Annotated in this window: 16 protein-coding genes and 1 tRNA gene; 5 read left to right on the forward strand and 12 right to left on the reverse strand. The window is 64.9% G+C overall.

What is annotated here, in order from left to right; translation table 11 throughout:
• A partial coding sequence (locus BMZ48_RS09265; protein ID WP_143383670.1) for an integrase core domain-containing protein occupies nt 1-302 on the forward strand: 302 nt, incomplete at its 5' end.
• Between the two features lie 108 nt (nt 303-410).
• Here BMZ48_RS09265 and BMZ48_RS09270 read toward each other — a convergent pair.
• Both BMZ48_RS09270 and BMZ48_RS09275 read right to left on the reverse strand, forming a co-directional pair.
• The gene (locus tag BMZ48_RS09270) at nt 411-1316 is read right to left on the reverse strand and encodes an ImmA/IrrE family metallo-endopeptidase (RefSeq protein WP_200769581.1); all 906 of its coding nucleotides are present in this window, start codon (nt 1314-1316) and stop codon (nt 411-413) included.
• Nucleotides 1313-1660: a helix-turn-helix domain-containing protein gene (locus tag BMZ48_RS09275; RefSeq protein ID WP_091534243.1), complete on the reverse strand. Its 348-nt coding sequence runs from the start codon at nt 1658-1660 to the stop codon at nt 1313-1315. The genes BMZ48_RS09270 and BMZ48_RS09275 overlap by 4 nt, the downstream gene beginning before the upstream one ends.
• 243 nt (nt 1661-1903) lie before the next feature.
• Between BMZ48_RS09275 and BMZ48_RS09280 the strand changes: the two genes are divergently transcribed.
• Nucleotides 1904-3145: a hypothetical protein gene (locus BMZ48_RS09280; protein WP_091534245.1), complete on the forward strand. Its 1242-nt coding sequence runs from the start codon at nt 1904-1906 to the stop codon at nt 3143-3145.
• A 3-nt stretch (nt 3146-3148) separates the two neighbouring features.
• Nucleotides 3149-4111, forward strand: a complete 963-nt coding sequence (locus BMZ48_RS09285; protein WP_091534247.1) for a hypothetical protein — start codon at nt 3149-3151, stop codon at nt 4109-4111.
• Nucleotides 4112-4271: 160 nt separating this feature from the next.
• On the opposite strand, the gene BMZ48_RS09290 is transcribed toward BMZ48_RS09285, so the two are convergent.
• Complete coding sequence (locus tag BMZ48_RS09290; RefSeq protein WP_091534250.1) at nt 4272-5285, reverse strand: GlxA family transcriptional regulator; 1014 nt, start codon at nt 5283-5285, stop codon at nt 4272-4274.
• Between the two features lie 63 nt (nt 5286-5348).
• Between BMZ48_RS09290 and BMZ48_RS09295 the strand changes: the two genes are divergently transcribed.
• Nucleotides 5349-5651: a putative quinol monooxygenase gene (locus BMZ48_RS09295; protein WP_007182542.1), complete on the forward strand. Its 303-nt coding sequence runs from the start codon at nt 5349-5351 to the stop codon at nt 5649-5651.
• 526 nt (nt 5652-6177) lie between these two features.
• Here the strand turns inward: BMZ48_RS09295 and BMZ48_RS09300 are convergent.
• From BMZ48_RS09300 to BMZ48_RS09310, 3 genes are all read right to left on the reverse strand, one after another.
• A tRNA-Phe gene (locus tag BMZ48_RS09300) sits at nt 6178-6253 on the reverse strand.
• A 182-nt stretch (nt 6254-6435) separates the two neighbouring features.
• Nucleotides 6436-7437, reverse strand: a complete 1002-nt coding sequence (arsS, locus tag BMZ48_RS09305; RefSeq protein WP_091534252.1) for an arsenosugar biosynthesis radical SAM (seleno)protein ArsS — start codon at nt 7435-7437, stop codon at nt 6436-6438.
• 17 nt (nt 7438-7454) lie between these two features.
• The gene (locus BMZ48_RS09310; protein WP_091534256.1) at nt 7455-7790 is read right to left on the reverse strand and encodes an arsenosugar biosynthesis-associated peroxidase-like protein; all 336 of its coding nucleotides are present in this window, start codon (nt 7788-7790) and stop codon (nt 7455-7457) included.
• A 183-nt stretch (nt 7791-7973) separates the two neighbouring features.
• Here BMZ48_RS09310 and rimO point away from each other — a divergent pair, with 183 nt between their 5' ends.
• Nucleotides 7974-9335: a 30S ribosomal protein S12 methylthiotransferase RimO gene (rimO, locus tag BMZ48_RS09315; protein WP_091534258.1), complete on the forward strand. Its 1362-nt coding sequence runs from the start codon at nt 7974-7976 to the stop codon at nt 9333-9335.
• 14 nt (nt 9336-9349) lie between these two features.
• Here the strand turns inward: rimO and BMZ48_RS09320 are convergent, their stop codons facing one another.
• From BMZ48_RS09320 to atpD, 6 genes are all read right to left on the reverse strand, one after another.
• Nucleotides 9350-10738, reverse strand: a complete 1389-nt coding sequence (locus BMZ48_RS09320) for a nucleotide sugar dehydrogenase (RefSeq protein ID WP_091534260.1) — start codon at nt 10736-10738, stop codon at nt 9350-9352.
• 59 nt (nt 10739-10797) lie between these two features.
• A complete protein-coding gene (locus tag BMZ48_RS09325) occupies nt 10798-11697 on the reverse strand; it encodes an AEC family transporter (RefSeq protein WP_200769582.1) in 900 nt (299 codons plus the stop codon).
• 10 nt (nt 11698-11707) lie between these two features.
• Nucleotides 11708-13543: a glutamine--fructose-6-phosphate transaminase (isomerizing) gene (gene glmS / locus BMZ48_RS09330; protein WP_091534263.1), complete on the reverse strand. Its 1836-nt coding sequence runs from the start codon at nt 13541-13543 to the stop codon at nt 11708-11710.
• Between the two features lie 71 nt (nt 13544-13614).
• On the reverse strand, nt 13615-15000 hold the full coding sequence (gene glmU, locus BMZ48_RS09335; RefSeq protein WP_200769583.1) for a bifunctional UDP-N-acetylglucosamine diphosphorylase/glucosamine-1-phosphate N-acetyltransferase GlmU: 1386 nt from the start codon (nt 14998-15000) through the stop codon (nt 13615-13617).
• A gap of 96 nt (nt 15001-15096) precedes the next feature.
• The gene (locus BMZ48_RS09340; protein WP_091534265.1) at nt 15097-15522 is read right to left on the reverse strand and encodes a F0F1 ATP synthase subunit epsilon; all 426 of its coding nucleotides are present in this window, start codon (nt 15520-15522) and stop codon (nt 15097-15099) included.
• Between the two features lie 63 nt (nt 15523-15585).
• Nucleotides 15586-16962: a F0F1 ATP synthase subunit beta gene (gene atpD / locus BMZ48_RS09345; RefSeq protein WP_091534268.1), complete on the reverse strand. Its 1377-nt coding sequence runs from the start codon at nt 16960-16962 to the stop codon at nt 15586-15588.
• Between the last annotated feature and the right edge of the window lie 9 nt (nt 16963-16971).

Consider the following 16971-nt stretch of genomic DNA (forward strand, 5'->3'; position numbering starts at 1 on the left):
ATAACGGCAAGGAGTTCTGCGGCAAGGCCATGGCCACCTGGGCATACGAGCGCAGCGTGCAACTGCGCCTGATCCAACCCGGCAAGCCGAACCAGAACGCCTACGTCGAATCCTTCAACGGCCGCCTGCGCGACGAGTGCCTCAACGAACACTGGTTCACCCACCTGCTGCACGCCCGGACCGTCATCGAGACCTGGCGCCGGGAGTACAACGAGGAGCGACCAAAGAAGGCATTGGGCGGACTGACACCGAGCGCCTACGCCAGGCAACTGGCATCGGCTACCATCCAACCCGGACTCTAGATCGAACCGCTACTGAAAGCGGGGGGACGTCGGTGGTTCGATCCGCTTCAACTGGAAACTCGGTGGCAAACGAAAGCATGGATGCCTCCAGAACGATCTCTACACAGCCTACTGTCGCCAATTTACGGCATCGAGAGTTTCGCCATCCTGCCAGGATCGATCCCAAGCGCGCGGCTCGGCACTTTCCAACAGCAGCAGGGTCAGGACGCGATCTCTCGAGGTGTAGCTGTGCTTGAACTCGCGCAGCTTCATGTGGGGGGCTTCCTCCGGGCACCAGATCGCGGCGGACATCTCGACGCCATCCCATGCCTGCTCGACGCTCGCGTCGGCGGCGAGCGTGCCGGGCAACGGCTCTTGCGGATCGCCGCTGCGCCGGATGCGTGCCCGGGTTCTCACGGCGCTGCTGCTGCGCCATTCGTACTTCGCGTAGCCGTTGTCCCAGTAGACCAAGATGGCGCGCTGCGGGGTGAACTTGATGAAGCGGATGCACAGCGCCTCGAACGAGACCTGGAAGCGCTTGGCAATGGCGCTGAGGACGTGCAGATCGATGCGTCGGTTCGAGATCCACTCGCGCAGCCGATCGCCGGGCATCAGCAAATTGCTGGCGAAGTCGTCGGCCTCGCGCTCGATCAGGCGCATGGTCTCGTGGCCGGAGTGGACGCTTTCCTTGTCGCAGTGGAAGCGCGGCTGCCGGTCGCGGTGCAGCACGAAATGCCCGAGCTCGTGCGCGATGGTGAAGCGCTGGCGCTCGGGGCTGACGCTGCCGTTGTAGGCGATGCCCCAGACCTGAGGGTCACCGGGGTCCCGCGCCAGCAGGCCCTCGAAGGCATCGTCGTTGAACTGCACCGGCGGACGAATCTCCCGAACCCCTTTGCCGTAGGGCGTGGTCGGCAGCATCTGCCGCACGACATCGAGATCGATGGCCTCGGGCACGTCCGCGCCATACCAAGCCCGCAACCAGTGGTGGACTTTGTTGGCGGCGATCGCGCCGTTGAGGGCCGGGGGCGTGTTCACCTTTTGCTTTCCGGCAGATCCTTGTCCGGGAAGATGATCTTCAGCGCTTGGCGCACCCGGTCCTTCTCAGCTTCGGTCATGCCGGCATAGGCACGGAAGAAGGCCACATCCTCGGGGCTGGCCTCGGGGACCTGGGGCATGGGCTCGCCCATGATGTCTTCCATCGTGACGCCCAGCACCTTGGCCAGCGCCTGCACGCGCTCAGCCGAGGGGCGTTGACCCTCCTTCATCTCCAGTTCCCAGATGTAGGCCTTGGTGCAGCCGACCGCGTCGGCGACTTGCTGCAAGGTCAATTTCTTCGCCTCGCGGAATCGCCGCAGGCGAGATCCAAACGCGGAAGCCATGGCGATGCCCCGTCTCGAATCGACTGTCAGTGTAGAAAACCAGACCGCAAGTATAGCCACGAGATACCAAAAAGCGCCAGACGTGCCGCGATGATTGACAGGCGGAATGGGGCGGGACACAATCGCGCTGTATCTCGCTGCTTTACTCTGGCGAGATCGCCGTTCGGTAACCCGGTCGCCGGCCCGCGAACCAGCCCCCTCGGTCCGCAGCCCTCGACACCTCTTGCGGAAAGGACCGAGAAGATGAAGAAGACCTTCGTCGACGTGCTGCTCGAACTGCCGGTGGACGCGACCCTCAGCACTTTCCTGGCCTCGCACGGCCTGCCCGTGGCCGCCGATTTCGACTGGGAGGACACGCCGCGCACCTCACAGGCGCTGGTGGAGGCCGTTCGCGCCTGGCCCGACGTCGCCGCCCGCGACCGTCTGATCGGCAATCTCATGGCCAGCGTCCAGCTGGCCGACCCGGCCGGCAAGCAGGCGATGTTCCAGGCCGCCGCCGGTGACGGCACCGCGTTGGTGGGTCTCGTGGCCTGCCGGAGCGACACCCACCGCTCCTTCTGGCTGTATGCCAGCCACCCGGCGCTGTTCGAGCGGGCCTGTGAGTTCGACTACCTGGAGCGCCACGGATCGCAGGCCCAGCAGCACGACCTCGGCGTGAAGCGTCGGCCGAACACCTCGGATGCCGCGCTGGCCGCGCTGCGCCAGGCCATCTCGGCCTTCTATCAGCGCGAACTGCAGTGCGGCGACGGCAGCGTGGCTTACTTGGTGGAACGCCGCCCCGGCATGTTCCTGCTGACGGTCCACGTCAAGGACCTGGCCATGCTGCGCCTGGAGTTCGAGGGCGCCCATCTCACCCGTCGCGTCGGCAACCCGAACATCCACATGGTGCTGGAGTACGCCGTGGCCACTGGGGTCGTTCGCACCCTCGTGCGCGGTGGCGCCAAGTACCACCAGATGCTCGTGGACGCCTTCGCCGAGCACCTGCTGGGCGTCAAGGTGGACGCGCACCGCATCAAGCCGCCGACGCTGGACCTGTCGGTCTTGCGCCTGGGCTTCGACGTGCCGCAGGCCGTGGCGGACGGTTTCGTGGCGCTGCAGGTCAAGTCCCTCACGGTGTTGAGCCCGAGCACGGCACTGAAGCTCGATTGCACGGCGATGGCGTCGAGCGAGCAGCGCTGCGTCACCGAACTGCTGCGCGAGGAGTTCCCTGGTGAGGACCCGCTGGCCCGCGGCTGGTTGATCACGGCGGCACGCATCAACCTGTACTACCCGCCCGAACCCGGAAAGGCTCGTTCCAAGGTCATCACGGTCGAGGTGACGCGTCGCGGACGGCTGAACCTGCACAAGTTCGATGCCGCGTTGCAGGCGCAGTTGGAGGGCTACCTGGTCTCGCTGGGCATCTTGCAGCCCGGCCAGACGCTGAACGCGCAGGAGGCGTCCCCGGAGCCGGACATGGTCAATCCGCAACCGGTCTACGAGAACTGATCGATGGCGGCGCACGACGCCTGGGCACTGGTATGCCGGCTGTTCGCGGGCGGCACGCCGGTCCTGCGCACCGCGCTGTCACCGCGCGAGATCGATGCCTTGTCTGCCCTCGGGCGGGCGGTGAAGCCTGCGGCCCTGGATCAGCGATTCGTGCTGTGCCCCTACTGCCACCAGCACCGGGCGCAGGTCTGGGGCAACGGGCACCAGGGGCGTACCTGCCATTGCCCCGAGTGCGGGCCGGTGGACGTCGCGGCCGACGACATGGCCGCGTTGGCGCTGGACGAGGACTGGCTGCGCCGAAAGCTGCGGCTGGCGCTTTCGATCGAGAGCCGCGACGGCATCGACGCCCTCGGCGATGGCGTGTGGCGCCTTGGCGATTCCCGGTGCTTGCCAGTCCTGTTGGCGCGCGATCTGATCCGGCTATGGCGCGAGCCGGCCCTGCTGGAGCGGGTGCGGGTCGCAGGCGGGCCGATCCGCGTCATCACGCCGAAGCCGCGCGAGACGCGCGGGGCGCCCTTCGGCCCGGCCGTGGAGTGGTTGGCTCTGGAGGATCGCTTCGCCTTCTACGGAGGCGGCATCTCGTTCATCGCCCCGACGGGAGAGCCGCCAGCACCGCAGGCCAGCGATCCAACGACGCCGGTGAAGGGGCCTTTCTCGGCGGATTTCCGCTGGGTCACGCTGCCCGACTGGCCGCACGGCCCGATCCGGCTGACCGAGGCTCAGGCCGCAGTCTTCGACGCACTGTGGTCGTTCAAGGGGGAGCCCCGCACCGCCGAACAGATCATGCGGCGCGCCGGGCTGGACAGTGACAAGCCCATCGACGTGTTCAAGGTCAAGGCGCGCGACAAGGGCAAGCCCGAGGCCGAAGGGCCGCTCTTCGCCTATCGTGCGCTCGTGGTGGTGCAGGGACGCCAGGGGCTGTACTCGATGCCCTGTGCTGCAGCATTGGGCCCCGTGCAGGCTTGATGCCTTGCTCAACCACGGCGTTGCCAGCAAAACGGTGTCCGGGGTCAAACTGGAGCTTGCGTGCCGTTGCGGGCAGTAGTTTTGTCAGGTCCAAATGCGCCGTTTGGCCTGCGTCAGTTTCCCGGCGGTCTCCAGCTGTACATACACCAAACGCCTCTGGTCATCCACCGCGTCGCAACTCCCTGACACCCCGGCCCAGCTTGCGGCGCAACAGGGCCCGCAGGGTCACCCCATCCGAGTACCCGACCTGTGCGGCGACTTGGTCGACGCTGGCGTTCCCGGTGCGCAAGAGATGGACGGCATGCTCCACGCGCAGGTCCTGGAAATACGACAGCGGTGTCTTACCCAAAACGCTTTGCAGCCGCCGCGCCAAGGTGCGCTCGCTTGTGCCCGCGGCGCTCGCCGCCTCGGCCAGCGAGAACCCCTTCGCGAGCCGACTTCTGGCCCAGCACTCGAAGCGCTCCACTATCGGGTCGGCATGCGCAAGGTGGTCGGGAATCACGAACTCGGCTTGCGAACTGCGTGCCTCGACCAGCAGATAGCGTGCCACCAGGGCCGCCAGCGCCGGACTGCGCCCGCGGATGATGCGCAAGGCCAAGTCGACGTGGGCCAAAGCGGCACCCGCGGTGGTGAAGCGTGTCGAGTTCACGATCATGCGTGACTCGTCCAGCGTGACGTTCGGATAGCGCTGCCGAAACATCGGCCCCAGCCACCATGACGTCGTCGCACGATGCCCATCAAGCAGGCCGCTCTCTGCAAGCAAGAAACTACCGGAGCAGGCGGCACCAAGGTGCGCGCCAGCGGCGGACCACTGCTGCAGCACGGCGACCGCATCGGGCACGTCGGGGCGTGTGAGCCGAGCCGAGAGCGTATCAGGCATCTTCTCACCAAACGCGGGCACGAGCACGACGTCTGGTTCCGGCACACCACGCGCAGTGACCACGGGGACCGTCAAGCCTTGCGCAGTTCGGATGCGACGCCGCACGCCCACCAGCGTGAGCTCTATGTGCGCGGGAGCCTGCGGCAGCGAGCCCGACATCGCATTGGCCAAGCCCACTGTGTCGGTGAGCGCCGCAAGCCCGAGATCAAACACGCCATCACAAACAAGGATGTGGAGTTTCATGGCAACAATGATATCAATGTTGTCATTCTTGCCTATAGAGATGTCTGTCATGAAGACTTAGACTGCAGGCTCGTCGATCCATTCATCTAACCCAGTTACCCAAAGGAATACAGCATGACCAAGCTCGCCCTGTTTGTTCGCCTCGAAGCCAAACCCGGCCAGGAGGCTGCGCTTGCCGACTTCCTGGCCAGCGCACTGCCGCTCGCCAACGCCGAGTCCGGCACCACTGCCTGGTTCGCATTGAAGTTTGGCCCTTCGACGTTCGGTGTGTTCGATGCCTTTGCCGATGAGGCAGGTCGCCAAGCACATCTGAACGGCCAGATCGCCGCGGCCTTGATGGCCAACGCAGCGACCTTGCTCAGTTCTCCGCCCAATATCGAGAAGGTCGAACTGCTTGCAGCCAAACTGCCTGCATGACAACCCGGCCTTGACCCAATCAGGTCACGCTGCAGGATGGGGGGGCACGCGGCCCTACGCAGCGTCCCCCCCTCGATTGCACTTGCCCAGGGAGCTACCTTCCACAGCGACAGCCTGCCGGCGAGTGGCGCTTCGTGTTTCGATCCCGCGAAGATGCCGGACGGGAGATCACAGTCCACGTTTTCTGCTTCAACCTCTTCGTTGCCCCTGCCAAGGCGGGACGGCGGCGTTAGTGCGACTCTGGCGACTCTCGGTTCACATGAGGCTTTGCATCACCAAGCGTGCCGGGCAACCTCCCGCAACGACGCATACACAGGTCATTGACGCGCAAGGCCTTCTGCGTGCGCTCCGGCGAGGAAGTTGGCGCAGGTTTTGAGAGAAGAGAGGGCGGATCAGAGTCGAACCTGCCCCATTCAGGCGCCCGCGGCAATGGGACGCAGCACACGCAGAACCGGCCTGAACCCCGCGCCGCGGCGGGGGCTCGCAAACGAAAACGCCCAACCGGAGCCGGTTGGGCGTTGAATGGTGGTGGCCAGGGACGGAATCGAACCGCCGACACGGGGATTTTCAGTCCCCTGCTCTACCAACTGAGCTACCTGGCCTTGGGGCGTGAGTAGCCCGCGCCGGGAGGCGCGGACGAAAGGCGCGGTATTAAACCGGCGCCTTATGGGCAAGTCAAGGAATTTTTCCGGGAAATCCCCGGCTGCGCGGGTGCAACCACAACCTGTCTTGCGGGTCTGCGGGCGCTGCCGCGCATACCAATGTCCGCGCAAACCGGGTCGATTTACACCGTTGCACCTCCACAGGAGGATCCGGCGCCGGCGGTGCAACCCAGGCAGTGCTCGGCAAAGCGGATCCGGCGCGCCAGAAGCTGCGGGTAGTCGAAATCGAAAATCGATGCTGCCTGTCCGGAAGGAGTGAGGATTTTCATGCCGAGCTGCTGGTTGAAGTCGCAGTCGTAGAGATGGCCATCGTGATCGACGCTGATGAGGTTGCGGCACATCACGGCCGCAGCAGCGGCCGGGTTGAAGGCGGCCAGCAGCTTGTCCATGTACGTGGCGTACTGGCCGCTTTTCTCCAGATGCAACCGGAAGCGGTTGATCGGCATGTTGGTGATGGTATAGAGGCGATTGAAGCGGATGCCGAAGTTTTCGAACAATGATCGCTTGTAATCGGCTTCCAGGCTCGCCTGCGCGGCCGGCAAATAGGGACCGACCGGGTTATAGACGAGATTGAGGATGAGCCCGCTGCCGTCCTGACCATATCCCACGGCATTGAGTCGGCGCAGGGCTTCGATGCTCTTCGCAAAAACCCCGGACCCCCGCTGGGTGTCGGTAAAAAACGCCTGGTAATACGGCAGGGACGACACGACTTCCACGCGCTGCGCGGCAAAGAAGGCGGGGAAATCGTCCATCGCCGTATGCGTGGCCGGATCGCCGTCGATTTGCACGGTCAGGTTGTGGCGCACGATCACATGCTTGCCCAGCGCGGTCGCACGCTCGACCAGCATACGGAATTGCGGGTGCAGTTCCGGCGCGCCGCCGGTGATGTCCACCGTATGGATGTGCGCATGGCGCGCGAGCACCTCAAGACAGGCTTCGATGGCCCGGTCGGACAGCATCTCCGTGCGCGCCGGCGAGGCATCGACATGGCAATGGCGGCAGGCCTGGTTGCAGCGCTTGGTGATGTTGAGTTGCAGCGTACCGATGTCCAGGGGAGGCAGCTCGAGCGCGTGCCGCCGGAGCACGCGCTCGAAGTCATATGGCGATTCAGGACGGCTAGCCATTGCGCGCGCTCATGGGATCAGAGGATCAGCTTGTCGAGGTGGTTGTTCATCTGGATCGCGTGCGCCAGGGTGATTCCTGCCTTCATCGCGGCGGCAACGTGCACGGCTTCCATCATCTGCTCGGAACTGGCGCCGGCCTCCAGGCAAGCGGTGGTGTAGGCGTCGATGCAGTACGGGCATTTCTCGGCATGGGCGATTGCCAGCGCAATCAAGGCCTTCTCGCGTTTGCTCAAGGCGCCGTCCTGGCCGGTGACCATGCCGTAATACTTGAAGAACTCGTCGGCGAGCGGTTTGGCATGGCGGCCGATTTCCGCAAATTTCTTGAGGTCATCCGATTCGTAATAGCTGCTCATGGGCACTCCCCATCCCACCGTGGCTCCTCGGTCCGCTCACGCTAGCCCAATACGCAGATACGCGCCAGCCGGATGCACCGCCTTGGCCTTGTGCGCGTGGACAGATCCGACCGTCCGTCGCGCCAATGTCAAGATGACTGCCACAAGCCGCTAGAATGCGCGCCCGTTTCTGGTTGCCTCGCCATGTCCGCCCCACGCTCCCGCACCCGATCCTCAAGAAGCACCGCACCCAAAGTGGGGTTCGTCTCGCTCGGCTGCCCGAAAGCGCTGGTGGATTCTGAGCGCATCCTGACCCAGCTACGCGCCGAGGGCTACGAGACGGTGTCAAGCTACGAAGCCGCCGATGTCGTGATCGTAAACACCTGCGGCTTCATCGACTCGGCGGTCGAGGAATCGCTGGATGCGATCGGCGAGGCCATGGCCGAGAACGGCAAGGTCATCGTCACCGGCTGCATGGGCACAGGCCCCAAAAGCCAGCTCGTGCGCGAGAAATTCCCCAACCTGCTGTCGATCAGCGGACCGCAGGACTTCGCCAGCGTGATGCAGGCGGTGCATGCGGCCGTGCCGCCGGCGCACGACCCCTTCTTCGATCTTTTGCCACCGCAGGGTATCAAGCTGACGCCTCGGCACTACGCCTATATCAAGATCGCCGAGGGCTGCAATCACCGCTGCAGCTTCTGCATCATCCCGTCGATGCGTGGCCGGCTGCGCTCGCGTCCCATCGACGAGGTGCTCACCGAGGCGGAAAAACTGGCCAAGGCTGGCGTCAAGGAACTGCTGGTGATTGCGCAGGACACCTCGGCCTACGGCGCGGATCTCAAATACGCCCCGAGGCATTGGCGTAACCGCGCGTATGCGACACGCCTGCTCGATCTGTGCGAAGGCCTCGGCGAGCTCGGCGTCTGGGTGCGGCTGCATTACGTCTATCCCTACCCGCACGTCGATCACATCCTGCCGCTGATGGCCGCAGGCAAGGTGCTACCGTATCTGGACGTGCCTTTCCAGCACGCTGCACCGTCGGTACTCAAGGCCATGCGCCGTCCGGCTGCTGCCGAAGACACGCTCAAGCGTCTGGAGACCTGGCGCCGGATCTGTCCAGAGCTGACCGTGCGCTCGAGTTTCATCGTCGGTTTCCCCGGCGAAACCGAGGCGGATTTTGCGTTTCTGCTCGATTGGCTCAAGGCCGCACGCCTCGACCGCGTGGGCTGTTTCCAGTATTCCCCGGTTGCAGGCGCGGCGGCGAATGCATTGCCCGGCGCAGTGCCGGATGAGGTGAAACAGGAACGCTACGCGCGCCTCATGGCCGTGCAGGCCCGCATCAGCCAAGACAAGCTGCGCGAGAAGATCGGCCGGACGATCGAAGTGCTCGTCGATGGCCCCGGCGAGGAAGGCGTCGTCGTCGGCCGTTCCTGGGCCGATGCCCCGGAGATCGACGGCAAAGTCTATCTGTCCAGCGAACGGCCGCTGCGTGCCGGGCAGATCGTCAAGGCCGAGGTGCTCGAGGCCAGCGCGCATGACCTGCACGCGCAGGTGCTGGACGGCTGAGAACCTGGCACAGCCTAAGCTTCGATGCGTACTCCCTTGATCGGCACAAACGGTGCCATCGCGTTGCAGGCATCGACGACGAGCGCTGCCTCGCGCGCGATCAAGCCGTAATCGACCCGACGGTGGCGTACGAGGATGACGACGGCATCCTGGGCTTGCAGGGTTTGCGCCGTCAGCGGCGTGCTGTCCATGCGGATGTCGTAATCCCGCTTGCGCGGAAACGTCGGCACATGCGGGTCGTGGTAGGCGATCACGGCGCCCGCCTCCTGCAGGCGCGCGATGATTTCTGCCGCCGGAGTTTCACGCGTATCGTCGATGTTTGCCTTGTAGGCAACGCCGCAGATCAGCACGCGCGCGCCCTTGATCGCCTTGCCGCACTGATTGAGCCCCTCACCCAGCCGGCGGATGACGTAGTACGGCATGGCCCGGTTGATTTCGCCGGCAAGCTCGATGAACCGCGTGTTGTGGCCGAATTCCTTGGCACGCCAGGTCAGATAAAACGGATCGATCGGGATACAGTGCCCGCCGAGCCCCGGCCCCGGGTAGAACGGCTGGAAGCCAAACGGTTTGGTCGCCGCCGCCTCGATCACTTTCCAGATGTCGATGCCCATGTCGTACAACACCGGCTTGAGTTCGTTGACCAGCGCGATGTTGACGGCGCGATAAATGTTCTCCAGCAGCTTGGCGGCCTCGGCGATCTCGGCACTGTCCACGCGCACGACTTGGTCGATCGCGCTGGAGAACAACTGTACGGCGAGATCGGCGCTGGTGTCGTCCACACCTCCAACCAACTTCGGAGTCGTTCGCGTGGTGTAATCCTTGCGCCCTGGGTCTTCCCGCTCGGGGCTGAACGCAAGAAAGAAATCACGCCCGCAACGAAGACCGCTGGCCTCGAGCAGCGGCAAGCACAGCTCGCGAGTCGTACCAGGATAGGTTGTCGACTCGAGGATCACGAGCTGTCCGGCATGCAGATGCCGGGCCGTCATCTCGGTCGAACCGCGAACAAACGTCATGTCCGGCTCACGGTGGCGGCCGAGCGGTGTCGGCACACACAGGATGACGACATCGGCACGCTCCAGCGCGGCCTCGTCAGTGGTCGCCTCGAAGCGCTCGCTGTCCCGCAATGTCGTGAACACGTCGGCGCCGACGTGTTCGAGATACGGCCGTCCGGCAGCGAGCATTTCGATCTTGACGGGATCGATATCGATCCCAAGCATCCGGTATCCCGCCGCGTGCAAGGTCGCGCATAACGGCAGACCGACGTAACCCAGGCCGATGACGGCGACACAGGCCTCCCGCCGCTCGATTTTTTCGCGTAGCGCAGCCGCTGCGCTGCCGGGGATCAGCGACGATGCCAAAGCAACGCTCGGCGCATCCTGGTGGGTCGTTTCGGTTGCGCGCATCACGGCGAGTCCTCGTGCGGGGTGGACAATGTCGGCAGACGCGCCAGTATCGCCGACCGTCACGGCAGCGCAAGGTGCCACAGCGGCACGGTGACCAGCGACAGCAAAATCCCGGCTCCGAGCACGGTGTTGGCGAGCGGCGGCTCGAGGTTGTGCTGGTCGGCCAGAATCGCCGCGGAAACCATCGGCGCCATCGCTGTCTGCAGCACGCCGATCGACAGTATCGGGGCCTGCACGCCGGCCATGACGCCCAGCAGCAGCATGAATGCCGGCGCGACGGCGAGTTTCCAGGCCAGCCCCGTCACCAGCGCCCGCGTCTGCCCTGCCCCAGGATGCAGGCGCAAACGCAAGCCGACCGAGAACAGAGCAAGCGGCGTCAGCGTGCCACCGAGACGCGCGAGGATGTCGTCGACCGGCGCCGGCCAGCCCCCGAGGGCGCCGGCGATCAAGCCCACGCCGAGCGCGACGAAGGCCGGGAACAGCAGGACGCGGCGCAGGATCTGGCGCGGCTGCGCCTGGCCGCCCGCATACACGGCGGCGACGAGGGTACCGCCAATGGCCAATGCGACGAAGCAACCCATCTGATCGGCGATCACCCCCAGCGCCAGACCTTCCCGGCCACGCAGGGCCTCCAGCAGCGGGTATCCCATGAACGAGGTGTTGCCCAGCCCGCAGACGAGGGTCAGCGCACCGATCCGGCCGCGGCTCCAGTTCCAGCGCGCCCCCACGATGCGGAACAGCACGAACGCCCCCAGCAACAGCAACCACTGGGTGACGACCAGAAACCAGAACTGCCACTCAAACCGCAGACGCGGAACCAGCTCCAGCACCAGTGCAGGCAGCGCGATGTGGATGACCCACCAGTTCAGCCCCTGGGCGAGCCCCAGCGGTGGACGCGCGTAACGCGCAACCACTGCGCCCAGCCCAAGACAAATGATCAGCAGCGCCAGTGCGGTCACGGCGGCAGCGTCACTCGACCGTCACGGACTTGGCCAGATTCCGGGGCTGGTCGACATCGGTGCCGCGGTGCACGGCGACGTGATAGGCGAGCAACTGCAGCGGCAGCGTATAGACCAGCGGCGCCTGCAGCGGCTCGATGTGGTCGGGCATGGCGATGACCTCGACACCCTCGCTCGACTCGATCCCGGTGTTGGGATCGGCAAACACGAACAACCGGCCGCCCCGCGCGCGCACCTCCTGGAGATTGGACTTGAGCTTTTCGAGCAGGGGATTGTTCGGGGCGACCGCGACCACTGGCATGTCGTCATCGACGAGCGCGAGCGGTCCGTGCTTGAGCTCACCGGCGGCGTAAGCTTCTGCATGGATGTAGGAAATCTCCTTGAGCTTGAGCGCACCCTCCATCGCGATCGGATACGTCGGCCCACGCCCGAGGAACAGCGCATGGCGCTTGGATGCGAAATGCTCGGCCCAGGCGCGGATCTGCCCATCGAGCCTGAGCGTGTGCTCGACCATCTCCGGTACCCGCCGCAGCTGGCGCACATACAGGGCGATGAGCCGGCGGTCGATGCCGCGCCGCTGGGCGATCGCCAGCCCCAGCAGGCCCAGCGCCGCGAGCTGCGTCGTGAATGCCTTGGTGCTGGCCACCCCGATTTCCGGTCCGGCCCGCGTCATCAGCACCAGATCCGCCTCGCGCACCAGTGAGGATTCCGGCACATTGCAAATGGCTGCGGTGGCAACATAACCCAGCTTCTTGGCCTCGCGCAGCGCGGCGAGCGTATCGGCGGTCTCCCCGGATTGGGAGATGGCTAGAAACAGCGTGCCTGGCATCACCACCGGATTGCGGTAGCGGTACTCGCTCGCGACCTCGACGCTGCAGGGGATACGCGCGCCTTGTTCCAAGTAGTACCGCGCGACGAGACCGGCGTGGTAGCTGGTCCCGCAGGCGACGATATGCACCTGCTGAACCTGCGGCAGGATGTCGCCGGCGCGAGGCCCGAACGCGGCCTCGAGTACATGATCGCCGGCGATGCGCTCGGATAACGTGTCGGCGATCGCGCGTGGCTGCTCATAAATTTCCTTGAGCATGTAATGCGCATACTCGCCGCGCTCGACGGCATCGGCCGACAGCGAAGATTCGTGCTCGGGCCGATCGACAATGCGGCCCGCGGCATCGAAAATCGTGACGCGATCGATACGGATGTCGGCGACATCCCCCTCCTCGAGAAACTTGAAGCGCCGTGTCACCGGCAACAGCGCCTGGACATCGGAGGCGACGTAGTGGCCGTCGCTACCCAGACCGACCACAAGCGGGCTTGCGATACGGGCGACGACGATGCGATCCGGGATCTGTGCATCGAAAACGACGATCGCATATGCGCCGCTGAGCCGGCGAACCGCCGTCTGCACGGCCGCGGTGAGATCAAGCCCCTGTTTGACGAAATCGTGAATCAGATGGGCGATGACTTCGGTATCCGTTTCCGACGCGAACCGGTAACCCTTGTCGCACAGCTCGGCCTTGAGCTCGACGTAGTTCTCGATGATGCCGTTGTGAATCAGCGCGATGCGTCCCTCCGAGACATGCGGATGGGCATTGGCCTCGGTAACACCACCGTGTGTGGCCCAGCGTGAATGGGCGATCCCCAGAAAACCGGCACAAGGCTCGGCGTGTAGCTTTTCCTGCAAACGCGCGACCTTGCCGACGGCACGGCGCAACGCGAGCGCACCCTTTGTCTGGACCACGGCAAGACCGGTGGAGTCATAGCCGCGATACTCGAGGCGGCGCAGCCCGTCGATCAGGACCGGGGTCACGTCATGGGCGGCGATGGCGCCGACAATTCCGCACATAAGAACTCACAAAGCGGTGAAATTCGCATTCTAATCGACGATCAGCCTGCCACCTGCGCAGACCGTTGCGGTCAGCGCTTGCGCGGCCGCCGCCAGTGGGGATACGTCTTCTGCTCGCGCGCCCGGCACAAGGTCAGGCCGCCCGGGGGTACGTCTTGGGTGATTGTCGATCCGGCGCCGACCGTCGCCCCCTTGCCGATGCGCACCGGTGCGACGAGCTGCGTGTCCGAGCCGATGAAGACCTCGTCCTCGATCACGGTCAGATGCTTGTTGGCGCCGTCGTAGTTGCAGAAGATCGTACCCGCCCCGATGTTCACGTCCGCGCCAACGTCGCCATCGCCGAGATATGCGAGGTGGTTGGCCTTGCTGCCGCGGCCCATGCGCACCTTCTTGACTTCGACGAAGTTGCCGATGTGCACCGCATCGGCAAGCACCGTCTGTGGTCGCAGCCGGGCAAACGGCCCGATCCGGCAATCGTTGCCGGCCGTTGCGTCATCCAGCACGCTGTGCGCCTCGACGCGCGTACCCGCCCCGAGCTTGACGTCGCGCAACACGCAGTAAGGGCCGATGTGCACGCCGTCGCCGAGCTCGACACGCCCCTCGAACACACAACCGACATCGATGAACACGTCGCGTCCGGCGATGAGTGTCCCGCGCAAATCAAAGCGCGCCGGATCGGCAAGGGCGATGCCCTCGCGCAGCAGGGCCTCGGCCTGGCGTAACTGGAAAATGCGCTCCAGACGCGCGAGTTGCGCACGATCGTTCACGCCTTCGACTTCGACCGCATCCTCGGCGGTCACCGTTACAACCCGTAACCGATCCTTGACCGCAAGCGCGACGACGTCCGTCAAGTAATACTCGCCCTTGGCGTTGTCGTTGCGCACCTGGCCAAGCCAACCGCGCAACCGCTGCGCGGGTGCGGCGATGAAGCCCGTGTTCACTTCACGGATGCGTTTCTGGCGTGCGTTGGCGTCTTTGTCCTCGACGATACCCATCACGGCCCCGGCTTTGTTGCGCAGGATGCGTCCGTAACCGCTGGGATCGTCGAGCTCGGCGGTGAGCACCGCCAACGTACGGCGCCCGGCGTCCAGCAGCGGACGGAGCGTTTGCGGCCGCACCAGCGGCACGTCGCCGTAGAGCACCACCACGGTGGCATCGTCGGGGATATCCGGCATCGCTTGCAGCACGGCGTGCGCGGTTCCCCGCTGCTGCGCCTGCACGACCCAGCGCACGGAGCGATCCTGCGGATACGCCTGCGCAAACCACTGCCGCACCTGCTCGCCGCCGTGACCATGCACGACATGTATGGCCACGGCACCGAGCGCATGGGCGGTATCGAGCACACGCGCGAGCATCGGCCGCCCGCCCAGCGGATGCAACACCTTGGGCAATGCGCTTTTCATGCGCGTGCCCTGGCCGGCGGCAAGCACGATGCAGTGCACTGGCGCGTTCTTCATGGATCGATCGCCCCCAATGAAAAATCCCGCTCATGCTGGCTGAACACGAGCGGGATGGAGAATATACCGTGCACCATGCGGCGCACACCGGCGGCATCAGGTACCGCGGCTGGAATTCTTGATCTTCTGCACAAACTGCAGTCGCGCAGCCGCTTCGATCAACTCCGCCTGGGCACGGGCCAGGTCGATGTCGGACTTGGCCCCTGCGAGCTTTTCCTCGGCTGCCTGCTTGGCCGCGAGTGCGGCCGCCTCGTCGGCATCTTTGGCGCGCAGCGCGGTGTCGGCCAGCACCGTGACCAGAAACGGCTGGACCTCGAGGATGCCGCCGCCGACGAAGAATTGCAGTTCCTCGCCCTCCGGCGGCTGCACGCGCACGGTCCCCGGCTTCAAGCGCGTCAGCAACGGCGCGTGCCGCGGCGCGATGCCGACCTCGCCCATCTCCGCAGGCGCGAACACCATCCGGGCCTCACCCGAATGAATGTGACCTTCCGCGGAAACGATGTCGATGTGGATGTTTGCCATGGCGTTCTCGTGATTCGTGACGGATCCGCACAACCGGCTTCACCACCGGCTGCGCGCCGGTCGTCACAGCTTCTTCGCTTTCTCGACGGCCTCGTCGATCGTACCCACCATGTAGAACGCCTGCTCGGGCAGATGATCGTACTGGCCATCCACGATGCCGCGGAACCCGCGGATGGTTTCCTTGAGCGGCACGTACTTGCCGGGCGAGCCGGTGAACACCTCGGCGACGTGGAAGGGCTGCGACAGGAAGCGCTGGATCTTGCGCGCGCGGGCGACGATCAGCTTGTCTTCCTCCGACAGCTCGTCCATGCCCAGGATCGCGATGATGTCCTTGAGCTCCTTGTAGCGCTGCAGCACACCCTGCACGTCGCGGGCAGTCTGGTAGTGCTCCTGGCCGATGACGTTCGGATCGAGCTGGCGCGAGGTCGAGTCCAGCGGATCGACCGCCGGATAGATGCCAAGCGCCGCAATGTCGCGTGACAACACGACGGTGGCATCGAGGTGGGCGAAGGTCGTCGCCGGCGACGGATCGGTCAGGTCGTCGGCCGGCACGTACACCGCCTGGATCGAGGTGATCGAGCCTTTCTTGGTCGAGGTGATACGCTCCTGCAGCACGCCCATTTCCTCGGCCAGCGTCGGCTGGTAACCCACGGCCGATGGCATACGGCCGAGCAAGGCCGACACTTCGGTACCGGCAAGCGTATAGCGGTAAATGTTGTCGATGAACAAGAGCACGTCGCGACCCTCGTCGCGGAAATACTCGGCCATGGTCAAGCCGGTCAGGGCGACGCGCAGACGGTTACCGGGCGGCTCGTTCATCTGGCCGTACACCATCGCCACCTTGTCGAGCACGTTCGACTCCTTCATCTCGTGATAGAAGTCGTTGCCCTCGCGGGTACGCTCGCCAACGCCGGCGAACACCGACAAACCCGAGTGTGCCTTGGCGATGTTGTTGATCAGCTCCATCATGTTGACGGTCTTGCCGACGCCGGCACCGCCGAACAGGCCGACCTTGCCGCCCTTGGCGAAGGGAATCAGAAGGTCGATGACCTTGATCCCAGTCTCGAGCAGCTCGGTCGAACCTGCCTGATCCTCGTAAGACGGCGCCGGGCGGTGAATCGGCCACCACTCCTCGGCCTTGACCTCGCCGGCTTCGTCGATCGGGCGACCCAGCACGTCCATGATGCGGCCGAGCGTGGCCTTGCCGACCGGCACCGAGATCGGCTTGCCGGTGTTTTGGACAGTCAGCCCGCGCTTGAGGCCTTCGGAGGCGCCGAGTGCGATCGTGCGCACGATACCGTCACCGAGCTGCTGCTGCACTTCGAGCGTCAGCTCGGTGCCATCGACGGTCAGCGCGTCGTAAATCTTCGGAATCGCATCGCGCGGAAACTCCACGTCGATGACGGCGCCGATAACCTGAACGATCTTACCCGTGCTCATCGTTTACTC

The organism is Fontimonas thermophila, assembly GCF_900113085.1.
Lineage (GTDB): Bacteria > Pseudomonadota > Gammaproteobacteria > Nevskiales > Nevskiaceae > Solimonas > Solimonas thermophila.

Excerpts from the sequence above, each read along its gene's own strand:
- BMZ48_RS09275 (WP_091534243.1), bottom strand. The coding sequence starts at position 1,660 with ATGGCTTCCGCGTTTGGATCTCGCCTGCGGCGATTCCGCGAGGCGAAG.
- BMZ48_RS09280 (WP_091534245.1), top strand. The coding sequence starts at position 1,904 with ATGAAGAAGACCTTCGTCGACGTGCTGCTCGAACTGCCGGTGGACGCG.
- BMZ48_RS09285 (WP_091534247.1), top strand. The coding sequence starts at position 3,149 with ATGGCGGCGCACGACGCCTGGGCACTGGTATGCCGGCTGTTCGCGGGC.
- BMZ48_RS09290 (WP_091534250.1), bottom strand. The coding sequence starts at position 5,285 with ATGACAGACATCTCTATAGGCAAGAATGACAACATTGATATCATTGTT.
- BMZ48_RS09295 (WP_007182542.1), top strand. The coding sequence starts at position 5,349 with ATGACCAAGCTCGCCCTGTTTGTTCGCCTCGAAGCCAAACCCGGCCAG.
- arsS (WP_091534252.1), bottom strand. The coding sequence starts at position 7,437 with ATGGCTAGCCGTCCTGAATCGCCATATGACTTCGAGCGCGTGCTCCGG.
- BMZ48_RS09310 (WP_091534256.1), bottom strand. The coding sequence starts at position 7,790 with ATGAGCAGCTATTACGAATCGGATGACCTCAAGAAATTTGCGGAAATC.
- rimO (WP_091534258.1), top strand. The coding sequence starts at position 7,974 with ATGTCCGCCCCACGCTCCCGCACCCGATCCTCAAGAAGCACCGCACCC.
- BMZ48_RS09320 (WP_091534260.1), bottom strand. The coding sequence starts at position 10,738 with ATGCGCGCAACCGAAACGACCCACCAGGATGCGCCGAGCGTTGCTTTG.
- glmS (WP_091534263.1), bottom strand. The coding sequence starts at position 13,543 with ATGTGCGGAATTGTCGGCGCCATCGCCGCCCATGACGTGACCCCGGTC.
- glmU (WP_200769583.1), bottom strand. The coding sequence starts at position 15,000 with ATGAAGAACGCGCCAGTGCACTGCATCGTGCTTGCCGCCGGCCAGGGC.
- BMZ48_RS09340 (WP_091534265.1), bottom strand. The coding sequence starts at position 15,522 with ATGGCAAACATCCACATCGACATCGTTTCCGCGGAAGGTCACATTCAT.
- atpD (WP_091534268.1), bottom strand. The coding sequence starts at position 16,962 with ATGAGCACGGGTAAGATCGTTCAGGTTATCGGCGCCGTCATCGACGTG.